This is a genomic window from Alcanivorax sp. HI0044, from assembly GCF_001634945.1.
In genome coordinates this window covers 1-20,326 of the sequence record NZ_LWEZ01001061.1, presented here as the reverse complement: position 1 = coordinate 20,326, position 20,326 = coordinate 1, and the positions used below count along the sequence as shown (strand labels likewise).

At 58.0% G+C, this 20,326-nt stretch carries 22 protein-coding genes and 1 tRNA gene; 14 read left to right on the top strand and 9 right to left on the bottom strand.

Annotation, left to right across the window (positions count from 1 at the left end):
• Positions 1-24: 24 nt before the first annotated feature.
• Positions 25-234 (bottom strand): hypothetical protein, encoded by a 210-nt coding sequence (locus tag A3730_RS30395; RefSeq protein ID WP_156501189.1) that lies wholly within the window; start codon positions 232-234, stop codon positions 25-27.
• A 114-nt stretch (positions 235-348) separates the two neighbouring features.
• Here A3730_RS30395 and A3730_RS12385 point away from each other — a divergent pair, with 114 nt between their 5' ends.
• The 3 genes from A3730_RS12385 (at position 349) to A3730_RS12375 (ending at position 3,037) form a co-directional block, all read left to right on the top strand.
• Positions 349-1,380: an AraC family transcriptional regulator gene (locus A3730_RS12385; protein ID WP_063520708.1), complete on the top strand. Its 1,032-nt coding sequence runs from the start codon at positions 349-351 to the stop codon at positions 1,378-1,380.
• A 136-nt stretch (positions 1,381-1,516) separates the two neighbouring features.
• A complete protein-coding gene (locus tag A3730_RS12380) occupies positions 1,517-2,071 on the top strand; it encodes an outer membrane beta-barrel protein (protein WP_063520707.1) in 555 nt (184 codons plus the stop codon).
• A 96-nt stretch (positions 2,072-2,167) separates the two neighbouring features.
• Entirely contained in the window at positions 2,168-3,037 is an 870-nt protein-coding gene (locus A3730_RS12375) for a TIGR02391 family protein (protein ID WP_063519607.1), read from the top strand.
• 667 nt (positions 3,038-3,704) lie between these two features.
• Here the strand turns inward: A3730_RS12375 and A3730_RS12365 are convergent.
• Positions 3,705-3,781: transfer RNA gene (locus A3730_RS12365), tRNA-Met, on the bottom strand.
• A gap of 238 nt (positions 3,782-4,019) precedes the next feature.
• On the opposite strand from A3730_RS12365, the gene iscR reads away from it, so the two are divergent.
• The 3 genes from iscR (at position 4,020) to A3730_RS12350 (ending at position 6,454) form a co-directional block, all read left to right on the top strand.
• Positions 4,020-4,484 (top strand): Fe-S cluster assembly transcriptional regulator IscR, encoded by a 465-nt coding sequence (gene iscR / locus A3730_RS12360; protein ID WP_063519605.1) that lies wholly within the window; start codon positions 4,020-4,022, stop codon positions 4,482-4,484.
• Between the two features lie 58 nt (positions 4,485-4,542).
• Positions 4,543-5,694 carry an IscS subfamily cysteine desulfurase gene (locus tag A3730_RS12355; protein WP_063519604.1) on the top strand — a complete coding sequence of 384 codons (1,152 nt, stop codon included), beginning with the start codon at positions 4,543-4,545 and terminating at the stop codon, positions 5,692-5,694.
• 178 nt (positions 5,695-5,872) lie between these two features.
• Positions 5,873-6,454: a heme NO-binding domain-containing protein gene (locus A3730_RS12350; RefSeq protein WP_063519603.1), complete on the top strand. Its 582-nt coding sequence runs from the start codon at positions 5,873-5,875 to the stop codon at positions 6,452-6,454.
• 190 nt (positions 6,455-6,644) lie between these two features.
• On the opposite strand, the gene A3730_RS12345 is transcribed toward A3730_RS12350, so the two are convergent.
• The 7 genes from A3730_RS12345 to sufB form a co-directional block, all read right to left on the bottom strand.
• Positions 6,645-7,094 (bottom strand): SufE family protein, encoded by a 450-nt coding sequence (locus A3730_RS12345; protein WP_063519602.1) that lies wholly within the window; start codon positions 7,092-7,094, stop codon positions 6,645-6,647.
• 108 nt (positions 7,095-7,202) lie between these two features.
• The gene (sufT, locus tag A3730_RS12340; RefSeq protein ID WP_063538145.1) at positions 7,203-7,745 is read right to left on the bottom strand and encodes a putative Fe-S cluster assembly protein SufT; all 543 of its coding nucleotides are present in this window, start codon (positions 7,743-7,745) and stop codon (positions 7,203-7,205) included.
• A 19-nt stretch (positions 7,746-7,764) separates the two neighbouring features.
• Positions 7,765-8,124, bottom strand: a complete 360-nt coding sequence (locus tag A3730_RS12335; RefSeq protein WP_063519895.1) for an iron-sulfur cluster assembly accessory protein — start codon at positions 8,122-8,124, stop codon at positions 7,765-7,767.
• 81 nt (positions 8,125-8,205) lie between these two features.
• Entirely contained in the window at positions 8,206-9,414 is a 1,209-nt protein-coding gene (locus tag A3730_RS12330; protein ID WP_063538143.1) for an aminotransferase class V-fold PLP-dependent enzyme, read from the bottom strand.
• Complete coding sequence (gene sufD, locus A3730_RS12325) at positions 9,414-10,643, bottom strand: Fe-S cluster assembly protein SufD (RefSeq protein WP_063538141.1); 1,230 nt, start codon at positions 10,641-10,643, stop codon at positions 9,414-9,416. Before sufD ends, A3730_RS12330 begins: the two co-directional genes overlap by 1 nt.
• Complete coding sequence (gene sufC / locus A3730_RS12320) at positions 10,640-11,395, bottom strand: Fe-S cluster assembly ATPase SufC (protein WP_063520486.1); 756 nt, start codon at positions 11,393-11,395, stop codon at positions 10,640-10,642. Before sufC ends, sufD begins: the two co-directional genes overlap by 4 nt.
• A gap of 75 nt (positions 11,396-11,470) precedes the next feature.
• Complete coding sequence (sufB, locus tag A3730_RS12315) at positions 11,471-12,910, bottom strand: Fe-S cluster assembly protein SufB (RefSeq protein WP_063520487.1); 1,440 nt, start codon at positions 12,908-12,910, stop codon at positions 11,471-11,473.
• 313 nt (positions 12,911-13,223) lie between these two features.
• On the opposite strand from sufB, the gene ndk reads away from it, so the two are divergent.
• The 8 genes from ndk to A3730_RS12275 form a co-directional block, all read left to right on the top strand.
• Positions 13,224-13,655 (top strand): nucleoside-diphosphate kinase, encoded by a 432-nt coding sequence (gene ndk / locus A3730_RS12310; protein ID WP_007148916.1) that lies wholly within the window; start codon positions 13,224-13,226, stop codon positions 13,653-13,655.
• Between the two features lie 83 nt (positions 13,656-13,738).
• Positions 13,739-14,881 carry a 23S rRNA (adenine(2503)-C(2))-methyltransferase RlmN gene (rlmN, locus tag A3730_RS12305; protein WP_063520488.1) on the top strand — a complete coding sequence of 381 codons (1,143 nt, stop codon included), beginning with the start codon at positions 13,739-13,741 and terminating at the stop codon, positions 14,879-14,881.
• Entirely contained in the window at positions 14,881-15,666 is a 786-nt protein-coding gene (gene pilW, locus A3730_RS12300; protein WP_063520489.1) for a type IV pilus biogenesis/stability protein PilW, read from the top strand. The genes rlmN and pilW overlap by 1 nt, the downstream gene beginning before the upstream one ends.
• Positions 15,663-16,568, top strand: a complete 906-nt coding sequence (locus A3730_RS12295; protein WP_063520490.1) for a RodZ domain-containing protein — start codon at positions 15,663-15,665, stop codon at positions 16,566-16,568. The genes pilW and A3730_RS12295 overlap by 4 nt, the downstream gene beginning before the upstream one ends.
• A gap of 21 nt (positions 16,569-16,589) precedes the next feature.
• On the top strand, positions 16,590-17,708 hold the full coding sequence (gene ispG / locus A3730_RS12290) for a flavodoxin-dependent (E)-4-hydroxy-3-methylbut-2-enyl-diphosphate synthase (protein WP_063538139.1): 1,119 nt from the start codon (positions 16,590-16,592) through the stop codon (positions 17,706-17,708).
• Positions 17,709-17,828: 120 nt separating this feature from the next.
• The gene (hisS, locus tag A3730_RS12285; RefSeq protein WP_063519488.1) at positions 17,829-19,073 is read left to right on the top strand and encodes a histidine--tRNA ligase; all 1,245 of its coding nucleotides are present in this window, start codon (positions 17,829-17,831) and stop codon (positions 19,071-19,073) included.
• A 17-nt stretch (positions 19,074-19,090) separates the two neighbouring features.
• Entirely contained in the window at positions 19,091-19,726 is a 636-nt protein-coding gene (locus A3730_RS12280; protein ID WP_231880574.1) for a tetratricopeptide repeat protein, read from the top strand.
• Positions 19,727-20,326: PQQ-binding-like beta-propeller repeat protein (locus A3730_RS12275; protein WP_156501188.1), on the top strand; the 600-nt coding region annotated here is incomplete at its 3' end.

The following is a 20,326-nucleotide window of genomic DNA, read 5'->3' as shown; positions in this document are numbered from 1 at the left end:
TCTCCCGATAGTGTTGTGCGCGTATTAATACTGGCATTTCTGCCGTTGAATCGTTGTTATTGTGCCGGGCGAGAGCTTGAACCACTGCTCTGCGCCAGCAAGGCGGCGGCTGGCCTGCCGTCCATCTGAAATGGTCCCGAGGGGGCTGCGCTGCTGATGGGGCAGCGCGTCAGACGGTGGCGCAGCTCCCGCATCGTCGGCCAACACCTTACCCCGGTGATCGGAAATCGCCATGGCTGTCCACGCCAATCTGTTGTCCCATCGCGCCGTGGCGGTAAAATGGGAGCTCAGAGCAAGGGTGTAATACCGACGCCAGTAGGGGCCGTCGGGGCAATAAAGGCTGAAAACGTGCAAAGCGAATATATAGCCCTGAGCGGCTGGGTGATCCCCATATCCAAGACCATGCAGGCTCATGGTATCGACGTGCAGGCGGCGTTCGATGCCTGTGGCATCGCTGCAGCAGATCTGGAGAACCTGGAATCCAGAATGGCCGTGGCCAAGCTTTCCTCCCTGGTGGCCTACTGCAATGCCCGCTTGCCGGGGAAAGATTTCAGTGTTCAGGTGGGTAAGCATTTTCACCCCGGCATGTTTCACGCGCTGGGCTACGCCATGATGTCGTCGGCCTCTCTGGAAGATGCGTTGCTACGCATCGTGCGTTACAAGCGCGTGCTTTCCAACGCCTGTTGGGCCGACGTGCGCGAAGAACCGGCGGGCCTCGCCATCCGTACCATGCCGTTGTTTGACGAGGTGACTGGAAAGCCGGCTCTGGGGCGTTGGGAAATCGAGATATTCTTCGCCACCCTGGTGACATTTGCCCGCGAAGCGGTAGACGCCACATTACGACCGCTACGCGTCAGCTTCAATACGCCCCCTCCGGAACAGGGAGCGGCCTATCTGCAAGACTTTTTCGGCTGTGATATCGACTTCAATGCAGATTGCAACGTGGTGGTGTTCGATCGGGAGCAGGCCGCGCAGAAACTGCTTACCCACAACATGATGCTGACCCAGAGCCATGAAAAAATGCTCGACGAGTACCTCTCCCGTGTCGACCAGAATGACCTGGCCAACCGGGTGAAGTGCCGCATTCAGGACAAGCTGGCCCTGGGCTCGCCCACCCAGGCCGATATTGCCAGCACCCTGGGAATGAGCTTGCGCAATTTGCAGCGAAAACTCAGCGAGCAGGGCACCAGCTTCAAGGATATTCTGGAACAGACCCGCAAAAAGCTGGCGCTGGAATATATCGAGCAGCGTCATCTGACACTGGGCGAAATCGCCTATCTGGTGGGGTTTGCCTCATCCGCGAATTTCAATCGTGCCTTTAAGCGATGGACAGGCGTTAGCCCGGGCGAATACCGGGTGAGCCACGCGGTCACGGCGTAACAGAAAGGCCGGGTGCGATTACCCACCAAAGGGTGATACAAAAGGGCAACGATACGGCGATTCGGGCTGCTGCCTGACGCAGCACAATCGCGGTAGACTCAACGGATAATCCAATAATGATCGCAGGGAGCGACTCATGGCTTTACTCAGAAATATTCTTGTTCTGTCTTGCAGCATGGTGCTGGCGACTACCGCTGCAGCTGCCGACCTCAATGTGCACGGCGCCTTGAAAGGAGGCTGGACCGATCTGGATTACGATGACGGGGATTTTCCTGCCGGCACTGATGTCGACTCCACCGACCACACCTTTTCCATCCTCGCCGGGCTCACGTTCCCGGTAGCCCGTGATCGCATTCACCTGGGCGGTGAAATTGCCCATACCTACCTCGGGGAATACAGCGCAGAGCTCGCCGGTTCAGAGGCAGAGGTCATGCTTACCGGAAGCGAGGCGGTTTTTGCGGGTTTTTTCGATGTAGCCACCGGCACCCAGTTATTTGTACGCGCTGGCGGCTGGGCCTGGGAATCTGACGTTGATCACGGCGACGATGATTCCGGTTTTGATCCGGTCTGGGGCGCGGGCTTCACCTATGGCTTGGATAACTTGTTATTCCGTGGCGAAGCAAACCGCTACGATGCCGATGATGAAAAGGTGGATGCCTACACCATCGGTTTGCAGTATCAGTTTATGTAGGCGTTGAGCGAAAGGCTGGACAGGTCTCTTATTTTCTAAAGTCATGTGTTAGTGGGGAATGGAAGGCCTCGACCCGGTTAGCCGTCGGAAATAATTATGAAGAAGAGTGAATTAAAAAAACTGGCGGCTATTCAATATTTGGGTTCCGCAGGGATAACGTCGCACTGTGTAAGTGCTATTGCTAAGTTAATCCACTTTGGCGACAAAATTAATTCAGCAAAGCTTCTTTCTTTTCAGGGGGAGCATAGCGGTGCGCATGGATTTATCCTCGATATTAATTTTGGTGTTGAGGTTGCAGTAAAGTCTGGGTTTTCATCAGGTTATCCAGGTGAGGGGCCGCGAGGTTTGTCAACAGTGCTGCAGGTTCTTTCAAGGCATGGAGCTGAAATTGAAGAGTTTGCGGTAGGAGCGGAGGTTCTTGAGCGATTAGACCACTCGTGTTTGTTAAGGACTGATGTTGACTCTCTTTTAGATGAACGAGCCATCAGGCCTCGAAGATGGTATGACTATATCTATGAATTTAGATCATTGCATACATATGATAACAAACTGTTGCAGGGGGTGTTTCCTGTTGTGGTTCCTTTCGAAATAATTGATTTGCGTTTAATTGATTTGGCCCTGAAATTTGATTTGGAGCCTGATGGTTCGATAAGTACGGCATATAAAAGGTTAGAAGATTTTGTTAGGTATAAATCAGATTTAAATTCTGAAAGCGGAAGTAGATTGTTTTCTAGAGCTTTTCAGGGTGATAAGTCAGTTCTCTATTGGGGTGATGAGAATGGGGGCGAGCACAATGGCAAAGCATCTTTGTTTACCTCAGTTTTTAACGCTTATAGAAATAGGAGGGCTCATCGAGAGCTGAATTCTGAATTAAATGAATTAATGAGGGAGTTCCTGTTAATTAATGAACTTTTTCTTTTGGAAGGGGAGTCGGTAAATCGACCAATAAATGTAGATTGGGAATAAATAGTCTGGATCCAATAGTCAGGTTTTGAATCTGAATGCACTGATTTCATTGGTCAGTAGGTTGAGCCGGCAGGCTTCTAGGGCAATTATGCTAGCAGCAATTGTCTAGCGTATTTCAGGTCTTTTAGGAGCAGCCTAGGGCATGATTATCGTGCTGTTTTAGAGGCCCTAAACGACGCAAAGGCGCGCTCTGCGTCTGCGCTGATGCAGCAATGGTGGAGGCATTGGAAAGCTTCTGGTTACAAAGCGCCACCCTTGAAAAAGAGCAGGAGATTATCGCCTACACCAATTTGTGTAGAGCAATGAGAGAAAGCCTTGGGCGAGACCGCCTCACCTACCAGATTCGCTTGTCCGATATACTTTTCAGGCTTGAGCCCTCCACGTATTCATTCCGAAACGGGGATGCGTAACGTTGGGAGGCTTAGCACAGTTGGTTAAGGACGCTATTATCTTTGTATCTACTCAAATATGAGTAGAGCCCTCTTTTTTCGCCGCTTTTTACTCATATTTGAGTAATTTCCGAGCTCCCAGGATTTGCTAAAAGCGCCGAGCGTGATTGTGTCCGATATCGCTGAAAGACTGTCAGCCCGCTGGTGCCGACAGGAATTGGGAAAATGGAAGAGCACAAAAAAGGGCCTGACGTTGTCGTCAGGCCCTTTTCTTTGTCTGGTAGCAAGGGGCGGACTTGAACCGCCGACCCCAGCATTATGAGTGCTGTGCTCTAACCAGCTGAGCTACCTTGCCATTTGAGGTCGCGAATTTTCCGTGAGGTGGGGGCGGGTGTCAAGCATTGCCGGTGAGGCTGGACAATGTTTGATCAGAAGTTGCTTGTGGGGCAGGGAATCTGCCATAGTTGCCCTGTAAATGAAAATCACTATCATTTGGTGGCAGGATTGGTTAGTCTTGCAGGTCAAGAATACTTGACCAAATTGCTCGGGATTACTACTCTCACTCTTTAAATACACGCAAGAAAGGTGTGGATATGCGTTTGACGACCAAAGGCCGCTATGCGGTAACCGCGATGCTGGATCTGGCGCTGCATGCAGCGACGGGGCCGGTGTCGTTGGCGGATATTTCCGAGCGTCAGGGTATTTCCATTTCCTACCTGGAACAGTTGTTTGCCAAGCTTCGCCGTAATGGGCTGGTGAGCAGCGTGCGTGGCCCCGGCGGCGGCTATCAGCTGAGCCGGGACAGTGAGCAGATTGACGTGGCGGCGGTGATTGCGGCGGTGGATGAGTCGGTGGATGCTACCCGTTGTGGTGGCCATGGGGATTGTCAGGAAGGCGATACCTGCCTGACCCATCACCTGTGGTGCGATCTGTCCGACCAGATTCAGGATTTTCTCAGCGGTATTACGCTGGGAGAGCTGGTGGCCCGCCAGGAAGTACGGCATGTGGCCCAGCGCCAGGATCGACAGCAGCAGCGCTTGCCCGTCAGCAGTCTTTGATTGTGTGCCGGTGCTCTGCCGGCCTCAGTAACCCGATACCAGCCATACGATACCCATCATGAGTAATGCCGTTTACCTGGACTATGCGGCGACCACTCCGGTAGACCCGGCGGTGGTGGACGCTATGGTCCGTCATCTTGGCCCTGAGGGCACCTTTGCCAACCCCGCATCACGCAGCCACCTGTACGGTTGGTTGGCGGAAGAAGCGGTGGAATCAGCCCGTCGTCAGGTTGCCGACCTGTTGAATGCGGACCCCCGCGAAGTGGTGTGGACCAGTGGCGCCACCGAGGCCAATAACCTGGCGCTGAAAGGGGCCATCGATGCCCGTGGCGGCGGCCACGTGATTACCAGTGCCACCGAACACAAGGCCGTACTGGATGCCTGTGGCTGGCTGGAAAGCCAGGGCCATGCGATGACCTACCTGAAGCCGGAGAAAGACGGTCAGGTGAGCCCGCAGAGCGTGGCGGATGCCATGCGTGAGGACACGGTGCTGGTGAGCGTGATGCACGCCAATAACGAGACCGGGGTGATCAATGATATCGCCGCCATCGGTGCACTGTGCCGCGAGCATGGCGTGCTGTTCCACACGGATGCCGCCCAGTCTGTGGGCAAGCTGCCCCTCGACGTGAAAACCCTGCCGGTGGATCTGGTGTCAGTGTGTGCTCACAAGGTCTACGGCCCCAAGGGTATCGGCGCCTTGTATGTGCGCCGTTCGCCAGATGTGAAGGTGGCCGCGCAAATTCATGGCGGTGGCCATGAGCGCGGTATGCGCTCCGGCACCCTGGCGACGCACCAGATTGTGGGGATGGGGGAAGCCTTTACCCTTGCCGGGTCATTGAAGGATGAAGAAGGGCCACGCATCGGCGCGTTGCGGGACCGACTGTGGCAAGGCATTGAGGCGCTGGGCGGCGTGAGTGTGAATGGCGATGGCGCCCCGCGCTTGCCGGGGCACCTGAATGTGGCGTTCGAGGGCGTGGACGGTGAAATGCTGCTGACGGCCATGAATGGCGTGGCGGTGTCGTCCGGTTCGGCGTGTACCTCTGCCTCGCTGGAGCCTTCCTATGTGCTCAAGGCTATGGGAGTTGAAGATGCGCTGGCCCATGGGTCGGTACGTTTTTCCGTGGGGCGTTTTACCACGGCTGAGGATATCGAGCGCGCCATCGCGTCGGTGACCGACGCGGTGTCGCGACTGCGTACCGTGTCCGCCTGACAGCAGCGACCGGGGACCGTCCGGGGAAGAATGTGACGGTTTCCGGCACTGTGTTGTCCCCACCGCCCGGGCGAGCCTTGCCCGGCGGTGTTTCCGGGCCGCTAAGAGGTCCTTTTTCCGGTATGGCTTTTGCTTTGTTCTCAGCGAGGATTAACCGCACTGATCGCGAGGACGTGCCATGCATGGTGTCATCGTTTCCAACTTCAAAACTTACCTGGATGAATTTCTCGGTGCGGATGCCTGGGGCGATGTGATTGCCGGTGCCGGGCTTGACGGAAAAACCTACCTGCCGGTGGCCCTGTACCCGGATGCGGAAATGGAGGCGCTGCTGGAGGCGGCAGTGAATGCCACCGGCCTGCGCCGGGAGGACTTGCTGGCGGATTTTGGTGAGTGGGTCATTGGCCCGCTGGTGCGCATGTACCAGGCCATGATTCCGGCGGATTGGGGCACCCAGGCGCTGCTGCTGAATATGCAGACCATCCATGAGCGGGTGCTGAAACTCAAGGACCCGGCCGCCAGTGCGCCGAATATTCAGGTCCGCCAGTGCGGTGAAGACACGCTGGAAATTCACTACCTTTCACACCGTAATATGGCGCCGATGATTCTGGGGGCGGTTAAAGGCCTGGCCGAGCACTTTCAGGAAACGGCGCAATTATTGGCCGCGGAAGAGATTGCGGCAGAGGATGGTACGCAGAGTGGCGAATGCCGTTTTCTGTTTCAGCTGCACTCGCAGTGCCTGGCGAACCAGGACGTGGGTTAGGTTTTTGTAGGAGCGGTGGTTCCGCCGCGAAAAGTCAGGACAGGCGCTGGGTCCCCTTCGTAACCGCACGATCTACAGGTGGCGGCTTGATTTTGTAGGAGTGCCTCTTGAGGCGCGAACCGCACCCGGAAGGCTCTGGCAAGCAGGTTCGCGGCTCGAGCGCCGCTCCTACGGAGAAAGGGGTCGCAGTTCAGGCGGCCAGCTGGGCGGCCTGTTGTTTGATCTTGGCGACCATGGCGCGCAGGCCGTTGCCACGGGTGGGGCTCAGGTGGCCGAGCAGGTCGATACGGTCGAAGAAGCCGTCCATGTCGTAGTCATGAATGCCCTGGGGGGATTGCTGATTGAGCGCCGACAGCACGATGGCCGCCAGCCCTTTCACGATCAGCGCATCGGAATCCACTGCCAGATACAGGGTGTCGGCATCCCTGTCGTAATCGGTTTCCAACCACACCTGGCTCTGGCAGCCGCGCACAAAACGGTCTTCGGTTTTCAGCTCATCGGGCAAGCCGGGCAGCTGCTTGCCCAGGTCGATGATATAGCGATACCGCTCTTCCCAGTCATCCAGAAATTCCAGATCCTCGGCAATGTCCTCGGCGGTCACGTCCTTGCCAAGTTTGATGCTGCGAATATCGAAAGGCACGTCGTTGAGCTCCGTGGTCGGACGTCTGAAGTCGGACGTCGGACGCTAAAAAAATACCGGCAACTGAGGTTCAGCATCAGACGTCCGACTTCTGACGTCTGACCCTCGTCAGAACATCCCCAGTTCGAGCTGGGCTTCTTCGCTGATCATCTCGCGGCTCCAGGGCGGGTCGAACACCAGGGCCACTTCCACCTTGTCCACGTTGGGGACTTTGCCGAGCCGGTCTTCCACGTCGCCCACCAGCACCGGGCCCATGCCGCAGTTGGGGGCGGTCAGGGTCATGCGTACCTGCACCACGTTTTGCCCGTCTCGCTGGATGACATCGCAGCCGTAGACCAGACCCAGCGCCATGATGCTCACCGGAATTTCCGGGTCGAAAATGGTTTCCAGGACGGTGTTCAGGTCATCGTCGCGCACGCTGCCGTCGTCATTGGCGGGCGCAAAATCCAGCTCCAGCGGTTCCTGGCCGATGGCATCGGCGTCGGTGCCGTCGATGCGCGCCATGTTGCCGTTGATGGTGACGGTATAGGTGCCACCCAGCGCCTGGCGAAGGTTCACGAAGCTGTTCTTGGGAATGGTAATACGGGTGCCGTCCGGTACCTTGCGGGCCGGAACGTCGCGTTGAACCACTACCGTGCGTTGGTCTGCCATTGTCTTCCCTGGCCGGTGGTTAGACGTCGTCTACCGTAAAACTTTCGCCGCAGCCGCATTCGCCGGTGGCGTTGGGGTTGCGGAACTTGAACAGGCTGTTGACGCCTTCGGTGACGTAGTCGATGACCAGGCCGTTGAGCATGGGCAGCCATTTTTCCGGTACGTAGAGGTTCACGCCGTCGATCTCGAACAGCTTGTCGCCGTCCTTGGGTTCGTCCACGAAGTCCAGGGTGTACATGAACCCGGAGCAGCCGGACTCGTCCAGATCCAGGCGAATACCGGCGGCATTGGCCCGCTGGATTTCACGCAGGGCCTGTTGGTTGGCTGCCTCGGTCAGGTTGAGGGTGACCTGGCCGGGTTGGAATGTCTGAACGGTCATGTGTTACCTACCTTGCATGAAACGCCAGACGCTGAACGCCCGACGTTTGACGCGAAAAAGCCGGATCAGGTGTGCCTGGTGTCACAGGAAGGTTTTGACCTTCTCCAGACCTTCGAACAGGCGATCCACCTCTTCCAGCGTATTATAAATCGAGAATGAGGCCCTGACAGTACCGGGAATACCCAAAGTATCCATCAATGGCATGGTGCAGTGGTGTCCGGTGCGAACGGCGATGCCCTGCTTGTCCAGCAGCATGCCCACATCGGCCGGGTGGCCACCGTCCAGCAAAAAGGACAGTACACTCACCTTGCTGGTGGCGGTGCCGATGATTTTCAAGCTGTCGCATGCGTGTGCGCGCTCGGTGGCGCGGGCCAGCAGGGCGTCTTCGTGGACGGCCAGGGCCGGGCGATCCTGGTGGTTCAGCCACTCAATGGCGGTGGCCAGGCCGATGGCGCCGGCGATGTTGGGCGTGCCCGCTTCGAATTTGTAAGGCAGCTGATTCCAGGTGCTTGCTTCGAAGCTGACGGTTTCAATCATTTCCCCGCCGGTCTGGTAGGGCGGCATGGCTTCCAGCAGTTCGCGGCGGCCATAGAGCACGCCGATACCGGTGGGGCCAAATAGCTTATGCCCGGAAAACGCATAGAAATCCACGTCGAGATCCTGCACGTCCACCGGGAAGTGGGCCACGGCCTGGGCGCCGTCGATCAAGGTGATGGCGCCGGCGGCTTTCGCGCGGGCAACCATCTCTTTCACCGGGTTCAGCGTGCCCAGCGCATTGCTGGCATGGCCAATGGCAAAGATTTTGGTTCTCTCACTGAGCAGCTGCGCAAAGGCGTCCTGATCCAGACTGCAGTCGTCACGCAGCGGAATCACTTTTAGTGTGGCGCCGGTGGCGGCGCAGGCCTGCTGCCAGGGGACGATGTTGGCGTGGTGCTCGCTGGTACCGATCAGCACTTCATCGCCGGGCTGCAGGCGCTCACGGGCCACGCACTGGGCCACAATGTTGATGGACTCGGTGGTGCCCTTGGTCCACAGGATTTCTTCGCGGCTGGCGTTGAGGAAGGTCGCCACGGTTTCGCGGGCGCCTTCGAACTGGCTGGTGGCTTCGTCGCTCAGGTAATGAGCGCCACGGTGCACGTTGGAATTCACCGTGCGGTAGTAGTTATCCAGCGCTTCCAGCACCGCCACCGGTTTCTGGGTGGTGGCGCCGTTATCCAGGTAGACCAGCGGCTTGCCGTTCACCTGTTGGTCGAGAATCGGAAATTGTGCGCGCAGCGCCTGGATATCCATCACGCGGCAGATTCTCCCGCCGGCGTGGTGTGGGCCAGCTCGGCTTCCAGCCAGGGGGTGGCCCATTCGGCCACTTTCTCGTGGGGCAGGGTCATCAGCAGTTCGTTGACGAAGCCCAGGCTCAGCATGCGCTTGGCTTCGGCCGCCGGAATGCCGCGCGATTGCAGGTAGAACTGCTGCATGGCATCGAGCTGGCCGACGGTGGTGCCGTGGGCACACTTTACGTCGTCGTTATAGATTTCCAGCTCCGGCTTGGTGTTGATCTCCGCACCGGGATTGAGCAGCAGATTCTTGTTGGACAGCTCGGCGTTGGTGCCGCTGGCACCGGGGTGAATGTGGATGCGGCCGTTGAAGACCGCCTTGCCACTTTCGCCGGCCAGGCCTTTGAAGTTCTGGTCCGATTCACAGTTGGGCACGGCGTGTTCCACGCACAGCTGGTTGTCCACGTGGCTGTTGTCGCGGACTACGAAGATGCCTTTCATGTTCAGTTCGGCGCCGCTTTTGTTGACCAGGGCGCGCACGTCGTTACGACGCAGGCGGTTGCCGGTCATCAGCTGGTAGCTGTCGACCTTGCTGATGCCTTGCTGATCAATGATCAAGGTGCCGATGTGCAGGGTGTTGGCCTGCTCGCCTTGCAGCCGGTAGTGGGTCAGCTGGGCATTGTCGGCGGTGATCAGGGCCGTCACCGCGTTGCTCAGGGCCTGACCTTCTGCATGGTAATGCTCGATCACGGCGGCTTCGGCGCCCTGATTCAATACCACCACCAGGCGCGGGTTGCAGTGCGCAGGGGTATCGCTGGCAGACTGGAGCTGCACATGGATGGGCTGCTCGATGCGGGTGTTGGCGGCCACGGTGAGTACTACCGGCTGGCTGGCGACGGCGCTGTTGTAAAAGGCAAACGGGGTCTGCAGGCCGTTGATGGCAGGGCCGTCGTGGGACAGGCTCACGCCATCGGGCAGGTTGTGGCTGACCAGCTGGCCGTTGTTGATCGTCACCACATGCTCAGACAGAGCAGGCAGCGGTTGGCTGATCTCGCCGTCGGCGATGGCATTGAGATGGCCATCGGCCAGTGCCTGCAGCGAGGTGTACTTCCAGCGCTCAGTCTTGCGCTCCGGGAAGCTGGCCGCTTCCAGGGCGGCCAGGGCATCGCCTTTGCTACCGCTGTTGTTTGCGTTGGTCAGCGCCTGGCTTTTCAGTTCCTGCGCCAGGGCAGAAGCGGAGAGACTCATGCGGACTCCTCTTCTCCGGTCAACCAGCCGTAGCCTTTCTCTTCCAGTTCGTGGGCCAGTTCCTTGCCGCCGGATTTGATGATCTGGCCGTTGGACAGCACGTGCACAAAGTCCGGCACGATGTAGTCCAGCAGGCGCTGGTAATGGGTGACCAGCACGATGCCGCGCTCCGGGCTGCGCAGGGAGTTGACCCCTTTGGCCACTGTTTGCAGGGCGTCGATGTCGAGGCCGGAGTCGGTTTCATCGAGCAGTGCCAGCTTCGGTTCCATCAAAAGCATCTGCATGATTTCATTGCGTTTTTTCTCACCACCGGAGAAGCCTTCGTTGACGCCGCGTTTGAGGAAGCTGGCATCCAGGTTGACCTGTTTGCAGGCGGCACGGGCCTGGCGGAGCAGGGTGACCGAATCCCACTCTTCCTTGCCCTGGGCACCGCGTACGGATTCCAGTGCCGCTTTGAGAAATTCCATGTTGGAGACGCCGGGGATTTCCACCGGATACTGGAAGGCCAGGAACAGGCCCGCCTGGGCGCGCTCTTCCGGTTCCAGGTCTGCCAGGCTGTTGCCTTCAAACAGGGCTTCACCGCCGGTGATTGCGTAGTTGTCACGACCGGCCAGCACATTGGCCAGGGTGGATTTGCCGGAGCCATTGGGGCCCATGATGGCGTGTACCTCGCCCGGGTTCACGGTGAGGTTGAGGCCCTTGAGAATCGGCTTGTCCGCCACGGTGGCGTGAAGATCACGAATTTCCAGCATGTTTTGATGCGCCTTTCGATTGGGCCGGGAATCCGACCCGAGTTAATTCAGGGTGTTGTTCGGTGAAGTCGGGGCTTAGCCCACTGCGCCTTCCAGGCTGACTTCCAGCAACTTGCCCGCTTCCACGGCAAATTCCATGGGCAGTTCCTTGAACACCTCTTTACAGAAGCCGTTCACGATCATGGAAACCGCCTTCTCCGGGTCGATACCGCGCTGGCGGCACAGGAACATCTGGTCGTCACTCACCTTGGAGGTGGTGGCCTCGTGTTCGATGGTGGCCGAGGGGTTTTTCGACTCGATGTACGGGAAGGTGTGCGCGCCGCAGGTGTCGCCCAGCAGCAGGGAGTCGCACTGGGTGAAGTTACGGGCGTTTTCTGCCCGGGGGCTGATCCGCACCAGGCCGCGGTAGCTGTTGCTGCTGCGCCCGGCGGAAATGCCCTTGGAAATAATGGTGCTCTTGGTGTTCTTGCCCAGGTGGATCATTTTGGTGCCGGTGTCCGCCTGCTGCATGTGGCGGGTCAGGGCCACGGAGTAGAATTCACCGATGCTGTTGTCACCACGCAGGATCACGGACGGGTACTTCCAGGTAATGGCAGAGCCGGTTTCCACCTGGGTCCAGCTGATCTTGCTGTTGTCGTGGGCCACGCCGCGCTTGGTGACGAAGTTGTAGATGCCACCCTTGCCGTTTTCGTCGCCGGGATACCAGTTCTGCACCGTGGAGTATTTGATCTCGGCACCGGGCAGGGCCACCAGCTCGACCACGGCGGCGTGCAGCTGGTTTTCGTCGCGCTGGGGGGCGGTGCAGCCTTCCAGGTAGCTCACATAGCTGCCTTCGTCGGCAATGATCAGGGTGCGCTCGAACTGGCCGGTGTTGGCTTCGTTGATACGGAAGTAGGTGGACAGCTCCATGGGGCAGCGTACGCCCTTGGGGATGTACACAAAGGAACCGTCAGAGAACACGGCGCTGTTCAGGGCGGCGTAGAAGTTGTCGCCCTTGGGTACCACTGAGCCCATGTATTTCTGAATCAGTTCCGGGTATTCCTGAATCGCTTCGGAAATGGAGCAGAAGATGACCCCGGCTTCCCACAGTTTTTCCTTGAAGGTGGTGAATACGGAAGAAGAGTCGAACACCACATCCACGGCCACGCCTGCGAGCATTTCCTGCTCGTGCAGGGGTATGCCCAGTTTTTCATAGGTGGCCAGCAGCTCCGGGTCTACCTCATCCAGGCTTTTCGGGGCGTCGTCCAGGCTCTTGGGCTTGGAATAAAAGGACACCTCGTTGACGTCGATGGGCGGGTGATGCAGGTGGGCCCAGTCCGGGGGAGTCATCTCCAGCCACTTGTGGTAGCTGTCCAGACGCCATTCCAGCATCCATTCCGGTTCGCCTTTCTTGGCGGACAGAAAACGGATGACCTCCTCGCTCAGCCCGGGGGGCAGGGTCTCGGTGTCCACCGTGGTGGTGAAACCGGCCTCGTAGTTGGAGCGAATCAGCTTGTCCAGTTCGGCTTGGCTCATAGATCGGGGCCTGCGGTTCAGGTGGTGTTGGAAATACCAGAGTAATTTAGTCGGGTATTATACGCCATTACAGGGCGCTGTCGAATAGGGGGCGAGGAAGAAAATGGGCGCCCCCGGCAACAGCAGAACATGGGCGCCTCCGACGGGGCGGCAACGGTATCATAATTCGCCCCGCTTGCGTATAATCCGCCGGTTCCAAGGGGTGGTGTAACTGACGGCTTTGACCGGTCAGCGATCACCCCTGTCATTGCCCCGGACAGCCCTTGCTGTTGCCGAGGACCACATTTAACGCAAATCTGGAGTGAACTGACTGATGGCTGTTGAGCGCACACTCTCTATCATCAAGCCTGATGCCGTGGCCAAGAACGTGATCGGCGAAATCGTTACCCGTTTCGAGAAGGCTGGCCTGAGCGTGGTTGCCATGAAAATGGTACACCTGAGCGACGAAAAGGCGGGCGGCTTCTACGCTGAGCACAAAGAGCGTCCTTTCTTCAAGGATCTGGTGGGCTTCATGACCAGCGGTCCTGTGGTTGTACAGGTTCTGGAAGGCGAAGACGCGGTTGCCAAAAACCGTGATCTGATGGGTGCTACCAACCCGAAAGAAGCCGAAGCCGGCACTATCCGTGCAGATTTTGCGGAAACAATCGATGCAAACGCGGTCCATGGTTCTGACTCCACCGAGTCAGCCGCCCGCGAACTGGCCTACTTCTTCTCCGACGAAGAACTGTGCCCGCGCGCCAGCTAATATCCGCTTGCGTGCAATACCAACCACGGCCTCGGGCCGTGGTTGGCGTTTAAAGGAAACCCGGTTTCCTATTGGAGAATGCTATGACTGCCCAACAGAAGGTAAATCTGCTCGGCCTTTCTCGCCCGCAAATGGAAGAGTTCTTCCTGACCATGGGGGAGAAAAAATTCCGTGCCCAGCAGGTGCTGAAATGGATCCACCACCACCAGGCGGATTCCTTCGAGCAAATGACCGATGTGGGTAAGGCATTGCGCCAGAAATTGTCCGAGGTGGCGGAAATCCGCGGCCCGAAGGTAACCCACGAGAGCATCAGCCGTGACGGCACCCGTAAATGGGTGTTCGAAATGGATAACGGCGGTGCCGTGGAAACCGTATTTATTCCCGATGGTCGTCGCGGCACCCTGTGTGTTTCATCCCAGGTGGGCTGCGCCGTGGATTGCAGCTTCTGCTCCACTGGCAAACAGGGCTTTCAGCGCGACATGACCAGCGCCGAGATCATCGGTCAGGTGTGGCAGGCAAGCCGCGCCTTTGGCCCGCGCCGTAACCTGGGTCAGCACCCGATTACCAATGTGGTGATGATGGGTATGGGCGAGCCGCTGCTTAATTACGACAAGGTGCTTACGGCCATGCGGATCATGAAAGATGATCTGGGCTACGGCATCGGTAAAAAACGTATCACCCTGTCTACCTCCGGGGTGATTCCGAAGATGAATCAGCTCAGCGAGGATTTGGATGTGTCCCTGGCGGTAAGCCTGCACGCACCCAATGACGAGCTGCGTAACCAGCTGGTGCCGCTGAACCGCAAGTATCCGCTGAAAGACCTGATGGCGGCCTGCAAGAGTTACAGCAAGAATATTACCCACCGCCATAACACCATCACCATGGAATATGTGATGTTGCGGGATGTGAACGACAAGCCGGAACATGCCCGCCAATTGGTTAAACTGCTTAACGGCATTCCCGTGAAGGTTAATCTGATTCCGTTTAACCCCTTTCCGCATGCCGGTTATGAGCGGTCACGCAAGAACGATATTTTGGAGTTCCACAAGTACCTGAATGACAATGGAGTAATGACCACGGTCAGGACAACGCGCGGCGATGATATTGATGCCGCTTGTGGTCAGTTAGTGGGGCAGGTGAAGGACCGCACCCGGCGCAGTGAGCGCTGGAAGGAATCCATTTTTCACCGCGCCGAACAAACCGATAACAACACAGCGCAGACCTAATGAAACGTTTTTTTCAGGTTATTTTTATCCTGTGTTTTGCAGGATTTTTGGCCGCCGGGTGTGTGACGGTGGACGATGGACCCAAGGTGAAAGTGGATGAAGCGGTAAATAGCCGTGTGGCCGCCGGGCTGCAGTACCTGCAGCAAGGCAGCCCGTCAGAAGCGCGCCGTCACTTTTCCCGCGCGCTGAGCCTGGATGATGACAGTGCCGTTGCGCACAACGCCATGGCCTTGCTTTATAAGTACGAGCAGGATCCCGCCAACGAAGAATACCATTACCGCAAGGCGCTGGATGCGGATCGCCATTACTCCCCGGCGCTGAATAACTACGGCACCTTGCTGTATGGCCGTGGCGAGTACAAGGAAGCGCTCAAGCATTTCAAGAAAGCCGCTAACGATCCGTCCTATGAAGGTCGCGGCAGCGCCTGGGAAAACATGGGCCGCTGTTACCAGAAACTGGGGAACGATGACGATGCTCGCAATGCCTATGTGAAAGCACTGCGCCTGAATCCGCGTTCCGTTCAGCCCAACCTGGAGTTGGCGCAACTGTATTTCGATGAAGATCGTGGCCGCCTGGCCTGGGATTATTACCAGCAATATGTACAGCGCACTGGTCGTCAGAGTGCCCGGGCCCTGTGGTTGGGGATTCAACTGTCCAATTCGTTGGGCTACCGCAACCAGCAATCCAGCTATGAGCTGGCGCTGGATAATTTGTACCGCCGCTCTGGCGAATACCGTCAGTGGCAGGAATGGAAAGCTGAGCAAGCAAAAGGAGCGCAGCAATGAGCGATGACATGGTGGTATTACCCGGCGAACGTTGTCGCAAAGCCCGTGAAGCCCAGGGCATGACCCAGGCACAGGCGGCCCAGCGTTTGCACTTGTCGCTGACCTACCTGCAGAGCCTGGATGCGGACGATTACGAGCGCTTGCCGGAAGCGACCTTTGTTAAAGGGTATCTGCGCAATTACGCGCGGCTGCTCGGGCTGCCGGCGGATGAAATCGCCAACACCTTCCAGCAAATGGTTAATGACGATGTGTTGGACAAGCCGCTGCAGTTGCCGTCCATTGCGCCGCCGCCTTCGGCCTGGCGAAAACCCGTGCTGATCGCACTGGCGCTGGCGGTGCTGGTGGCGCTGTTGTGGGCGCTCTGGCCTGCCAGCGGCGAATTGCCTGCGCTGCCGGAACAAACGCCGGCGACAGAGCAGGAGGCCGAGCTGAAAAACATGAATGACAGTGTTGGCGCTCAGCCCTCTGGCGGCGCTGTTGACGGTTTCGGTGGCATGGATTCCGGGGCTGCTCCGGCGAGCGCGGATCTTGACGGCGAAGGCATCACTGACGACGGTATGCAGGATGATGAGACTGATGCCAGCTCCGCTAGCGATCCCCAGGCTGATGGCAGCTCGGCTGAGCAGAGCGATGATGGCTCGTCCATGCTCGCGGCTAATGGTCTGGATCGTCTGCTACTCAGTTTCACCAGCAATTGCTGGATCAAGGTCACCGATGCCACCGGGCGCACTCTGCGCCAGGGCGAGCAATCCGGTGGCGCATCCCTGATGCTGGATGGTAAAGCGCCATTCAGCCTGACTCTCGGTAACGCCGGCGCGGTGGACGAGTTGCTGGTCAACGGCAGCGCTGTCACCTTGCCGACGGATTCCCCCGGTAAAGTTGTGCGAATCTCCGCTCCCTGATTCGCGAGGGTAGAAAACACCATGGAACCGGAAGTTAAAATCCAACGTCGTAAAACCCGCCAAATCATGGTGGGGAATGTCCCTGTCGGTGGCGATGCCCCGATCTCCGTACAAAGCATGACCAATACCGAAACCTGTGATGTGGACGCCACCGTTGGCCAGATCCGCCGTTTACAGGATGCCGGTGTGGATATCGTGCGGGTGTCGGTGCCGTCCATGGATGCCGCGGAAGCCTTTGGCAAAATTCGCAAGCAGGTGGATGTGCCGTTGGTGGCGGATATCCATTACGACTACAAGATTGCCTTGGCGGTGGCTGAGCAGGGTGTGGATTGCCTGCGTATCAACCCCGGCAATATTGGCCGCGAAGACCGTATCAAGGCAGTGATTCAGTGCGCCAAGGACAAGGGATTACCAATCCGTATCGGCGTGAACGCCGGCTCCCTGGAAAAAGAATTACAGCGTAAATACGGCGAGCCCACGTCCGACGCCCTGGTGGAATCCGCCATGCGCCATGCGGACATTCTCGACCGCTATGATTTTCAGGACTTCAAGGTCAGTGTGAAGGCCTCCAACGTCTTCATGACCCTTCAGGCCTACCGCAAGCTGTCTGCCCAGCTGGAGCAGCCCCTGCACCTGGGTGTCACCGAAGCGGGGACCTTCCGTTCCGGCACAGTGAAATCCGCCGTGGCGCTGGGTTCACTGCTCATGGAAGGCATCGGCGATACCATCCGCATTTCCCTGGCCGCCGACCCGGTGGAAGAAGTGCGGGTCGGTTTTGATATTCTGAAAAGCCTGAACCTGCGCAAGAAAGGCGTAAACATTATTGCCTGCCCCAGCTGTTCACGACAAAACTTTGATGTGATCAAGACCGTGAACGAGCTGGAAGCGCGACTGGAAGACATCAACGAATCCGTTGATCTGGCGGTGATTGGTTGCCTGGTAAATGGCCCGGGCGAAGCCCGTGAGGTGGATGTGGGGCTCACCGGTGGCACGCCCAATAATCTGGCCTACCGCGACGGTGAAAAAAGCCATCACATTACCGCTGACGATCTGGTCGACGAGCTTGAGCGAATGGTGCGCGCCAAGGTCAAGAAACAGCGAGAAGACGAAGAGAGGGGCATTATTGCCCGTAGTGAATAGACGGCGTGGGATCTTGGTCGGGCGTGGATTAGCGTCCGGCGTTAGGCGTCCAGCGTTCTGCGTTTTTAAGGAAATTCTGTGAGCAAGGCAGACAATAAAAAGGTCACCTCCATCCGCGGGATGAACGACATCCTGCCGGAGCAGACCGGGCTGTGGCAGTGGTTGGAAGGTAAAGTGCGCGATGTGCTGGCCAGTTACGGCTATCAGGAAATTCGCATGCCCATCGTGGAGCAGACCGACCTGTTCAAGCGCAGCATCGGTGAAGTGACCGATATCGTCGAAAAGGAAATGTACACCTTTGACGATCGTAACGGCGACAGCCTGACCCTGCGTCCGGAAGGCACGGCCAGCTGTGTGCGTGCTTGTGAGCAGCATGGCCTGTTGTACAACCAGACCCAGCGGTTGTGGTACACCGGCCCCATGTTCCGCCACGAGCGTCCCCAGGCCGGTCGTTATCGCCAGTTCCACCAGATTGGAGTGGAAACCTTCGGCATGACCGGCCCGGATATCGATGCTGAAGTCATCCTGCTTACTGCACGTCTGTGGAAAGCCCTGGGCCTGGCCGACAAGGTCACGCTGGAGCTGAACTCCCTGGGTGACAGTGCGGACCGGTCGCGCTATCGCGATGCGCTGGTGGATTATCTGAAAACACACTTTGATGCCCTGGATGGGGACTCCCAGAAGCGTCTGGAGCGCAGCCCGCTGCGCGTGCTCGACAGCAAGGACCCTGGCACCCGCGAGGTACTCAAGGATGCGCCGCAGCTGGCCGATTACCTGAATGACGAGGCTGTCGCCCATTTTGAAGGGCTGAAAGCCTTGCTCGATGCCAGTGGCATTGCTTATAAAGTGAACCCGTATCTGGTGCGCGGGCTGGATTATTACGGCAAGACCGTTTTCGAGTGGGTCACCGATGCCCTCGGCGCCCAGGGCACCGTCTGTGCCGGCGGTCGCTACGACGGGCTGGTGGAGCAGTTGGGCGGCAAGCCGACCCCGGCGGTGGGCTTCGCCATGGGGGTCGAGCGGCTGATTTTGCTTATCGAGCAGGAAAAGCCGGAACTGTCGGCGCCGGTGGACGTCTATGTGATGGCCATGGGGGATGTATTGGCATCCACCATGGCATTGTCCGAACAGCTTCGCGATGCCTTGCCCGGCCGTGCAATCCAGTTGCACTGCGGTGGTGGCAGCTTCAAAAGCCAGATGAAAAAAGCCGATCGCAGCGGTGCCGCGGTGGCCTTGATTATCGGCGAGGATGAACTGGCCAGTAACAGTGTTATGGTCAAACCCCTGCGTGGCCAGGGCGAGCAGCAGCAAGTATCCCGGGATCAGGTTGCCAGTGAGCTGGTAGCGCTCCTGGCGGACAATTAATAAGAAAGGAGAGCAGGGTGGCAGATTACATGCGCGATGAAGAGGAACAGGCGGAGCTGCTTAAAGAGTGGTGGCAGAAGAACGGTACCGCCGCGATTATTACCGTGGTACTGGCCGTGGCAGCCCTGATTGGCTGGCGTGAGTGGCAAGGCCATCAAGGGGAGCAGTCCTCCGAAGCGTCCAGGCAGTATCAGGTGTTGGTGGAATCGCTGACCGCACAGCAAGTGGATGAAGCGGCAGTGAACAAACAGGCGCAAGCCCTGAAAGAGGATTTCCCCGGCAGCGCCTATGCGGACTATGCCAGCCTGGCCCAGGCGCGCCTGGCGGTACAGGCGGGCGAGTACGATAAAGCCGCTTCCCTGCTGCAAGATGTGGCTGACGACGGCGCCACCGATGCGCTGACTTACACGGCACGTCTGCGCCTGGTGCGTGTGTTGCTGCAGCAGCAGGCCTACGATAAAGCCGCCGCCGAGCTCGATCACAGCTTCCCGGCTGCCTTTAATGGCATGGCGCTGGAGCTGCGTGGCGACCTGGCAAAAGCCCGTGACGACCAGCAGGCCGCCACAGAGGCGTATACCCAGGCGCTGGAAACCCTGCAGGACAACGGTGAAAAAGACCGTGTGCAGATGAAACTGGATGACCTGAAGAGCTAAATGAAATATTTCCTTCTCCCCTTCGCACTGGCCAGCCTGTTGCTGGCCGGTTGTAGCTCCAACCCGAATGCCATTGAGCCCAATGACTTGCCGGATTTTGATGCCAGCTACAAGGTAAAACGGCTCTGGAAAGAAGGTGTGGGCAACGGGGTGGAAGACAGCCAGCTGACCCTGCGCCCGGCCGTTACCCAGCAACAGGTATTTGCCGGTGATGTGTTCGGTGAGGTGTATGCCATCAGCCGTGACAAGGGCAAGCGCCAGTGGCGAGTGAAAACCGAAGATCGTATCGGCGGCGGTTTTTACGCCGGCTATGGCATGGTGCTCTACGGCACCCGTGAAGGCATGGCCGTGGCCCTGTCCATGGAAACGGGTGAAGAGCTGTGGCGTACCCAACTTTCCGGTGAAGCGCTGGCGATCCCCAACAGCAACGGCACCATCGTCGTCTTTCAGACCCAGGATGGCCATATAACGGCGCTGGACGCCACTACGGGGGATCAGGTGTGGGATTATGAAACCCCGGTGCCCACCCTGACCCTGCGTGGCCTGGCCCAGCCTGCCATTGCGGATGGTCGTGTTTATGCCGGTTTTGCCAATGCCAAG

Coding starts and splice junctions, on each gene's coding strand:
- A3730_RS30395 (WP_156501189.1), bottom strand. CDS start 234: ATGGCGATTTCCGATCACCGGGGTAAGGTGTTGGCCGACGATGCGGGA.
- A3730_RS12380 (WP_063520707.1), top strand. CDS start 1,517: ATGGCTTTACTCAGAAATATTCTTGTTCTGTCTTGCAGCATGGTGCTG.
- A3730_RS12375 (WP_063519607.1), top strand. CDS start 2,168: ATGAAGAAGAGTGAATTAAAAAAACTGGCGGCTATTCAATATTTGGGT.
- iscR (WP_063519605.1), top strand. CDS start 4,020: ATGCGTTTGACGACCAAAGGCCGCTATGCGGTAACCGCGATGCTGGAT.
- A3730_RS12355 (WP_063519604.1), top strand. CDS start 4,543: ATGAGTAATGCCGTTTACCTGGACTATGCGGCGACCACTCCGGTAGAC.
- A3730_RS12350 (WP_063519603.1), top strand. CDS start 5,873: ATGCATGGTGTCATCGTTTCCAACTTCAAAACTTACCTGGATGAATTT.
- sufT (WP_063538145.1), bottom strand. CDS start 7,745: ATGGCAGACCAACGCACGGTAGTGGTTCAACGCGACGTTCCGGCCCGC.
- A3730_RS12335 (WP_063519895.1), bottom strand. CDS start 8,124: ATGACCGTTCAGACATTCCAACCCGGCCAGGTCACCCTCAACCTGACC.
- A3730_RS12330 (WP_063538143.1), bottom strand. CDS start 9,414: ATGGATATCCAGGCGCTGCGCGCACAATTTCCGATTCTCGACCAACAG.
- sufD (WP_063538141.1), bottom strand. CDS start 10,643: ATGAGTCTCTCCGCTTCTGCCCTGGCGCAGGAACTGAAAAGCCAGGCG.
- sufC (WP_063520486.1), bottom strand. CDS start 11,395: ATGCTGGAAATTCGTGATCTTCACGCCACCGTGGCGGACAAGCCGATT.
- sufB (WP_063520487.1), bottom strand. CDS start 12,910: ATGAGCCAAGCCGAACTGGACAAGCTGATTCGCTCCAACTACGAGGCC.
- ndk (WP_007148916.1), top strand. CDS start 13,224: ATGGCTGTTGAGCGCACACTCTCTATCATCAAGCCTGATGCCGTGGCC.
- rlmN (WP_063520488.1), top strand. CDS start 13,739: ATGACTGCCCAACAGAAGGTAAATCTGCTCGGCCTTTCTCGCCCGCAA.
- pilW (WP_063520489.1), top strand. CDS start 14,881: ATGAAACGTTTTTTTCAGGTTATTTTTATCCTGTGTTTTGCAGGATTT.
- A3730_RS12295 (WP_063520490.1), top strand. CDS start 15,663: ATGAGCGATGACATGGTGGTATTACCCGGCGAACGTTGTCGCAAAGCC.
- ispG (WP_063538139.1), top strand. CDS start 16,590: ATGGAACCGGAAGTTAAAATCCAACGTCGTAAAACCCGCCAAATCATG.
- hisS (WP_063519488.1), top strand. CDS start 17,829: ATGAACGACATCCTGCCGGAGCAGACCGGGCTGTGGCAGTGGTTGGAA.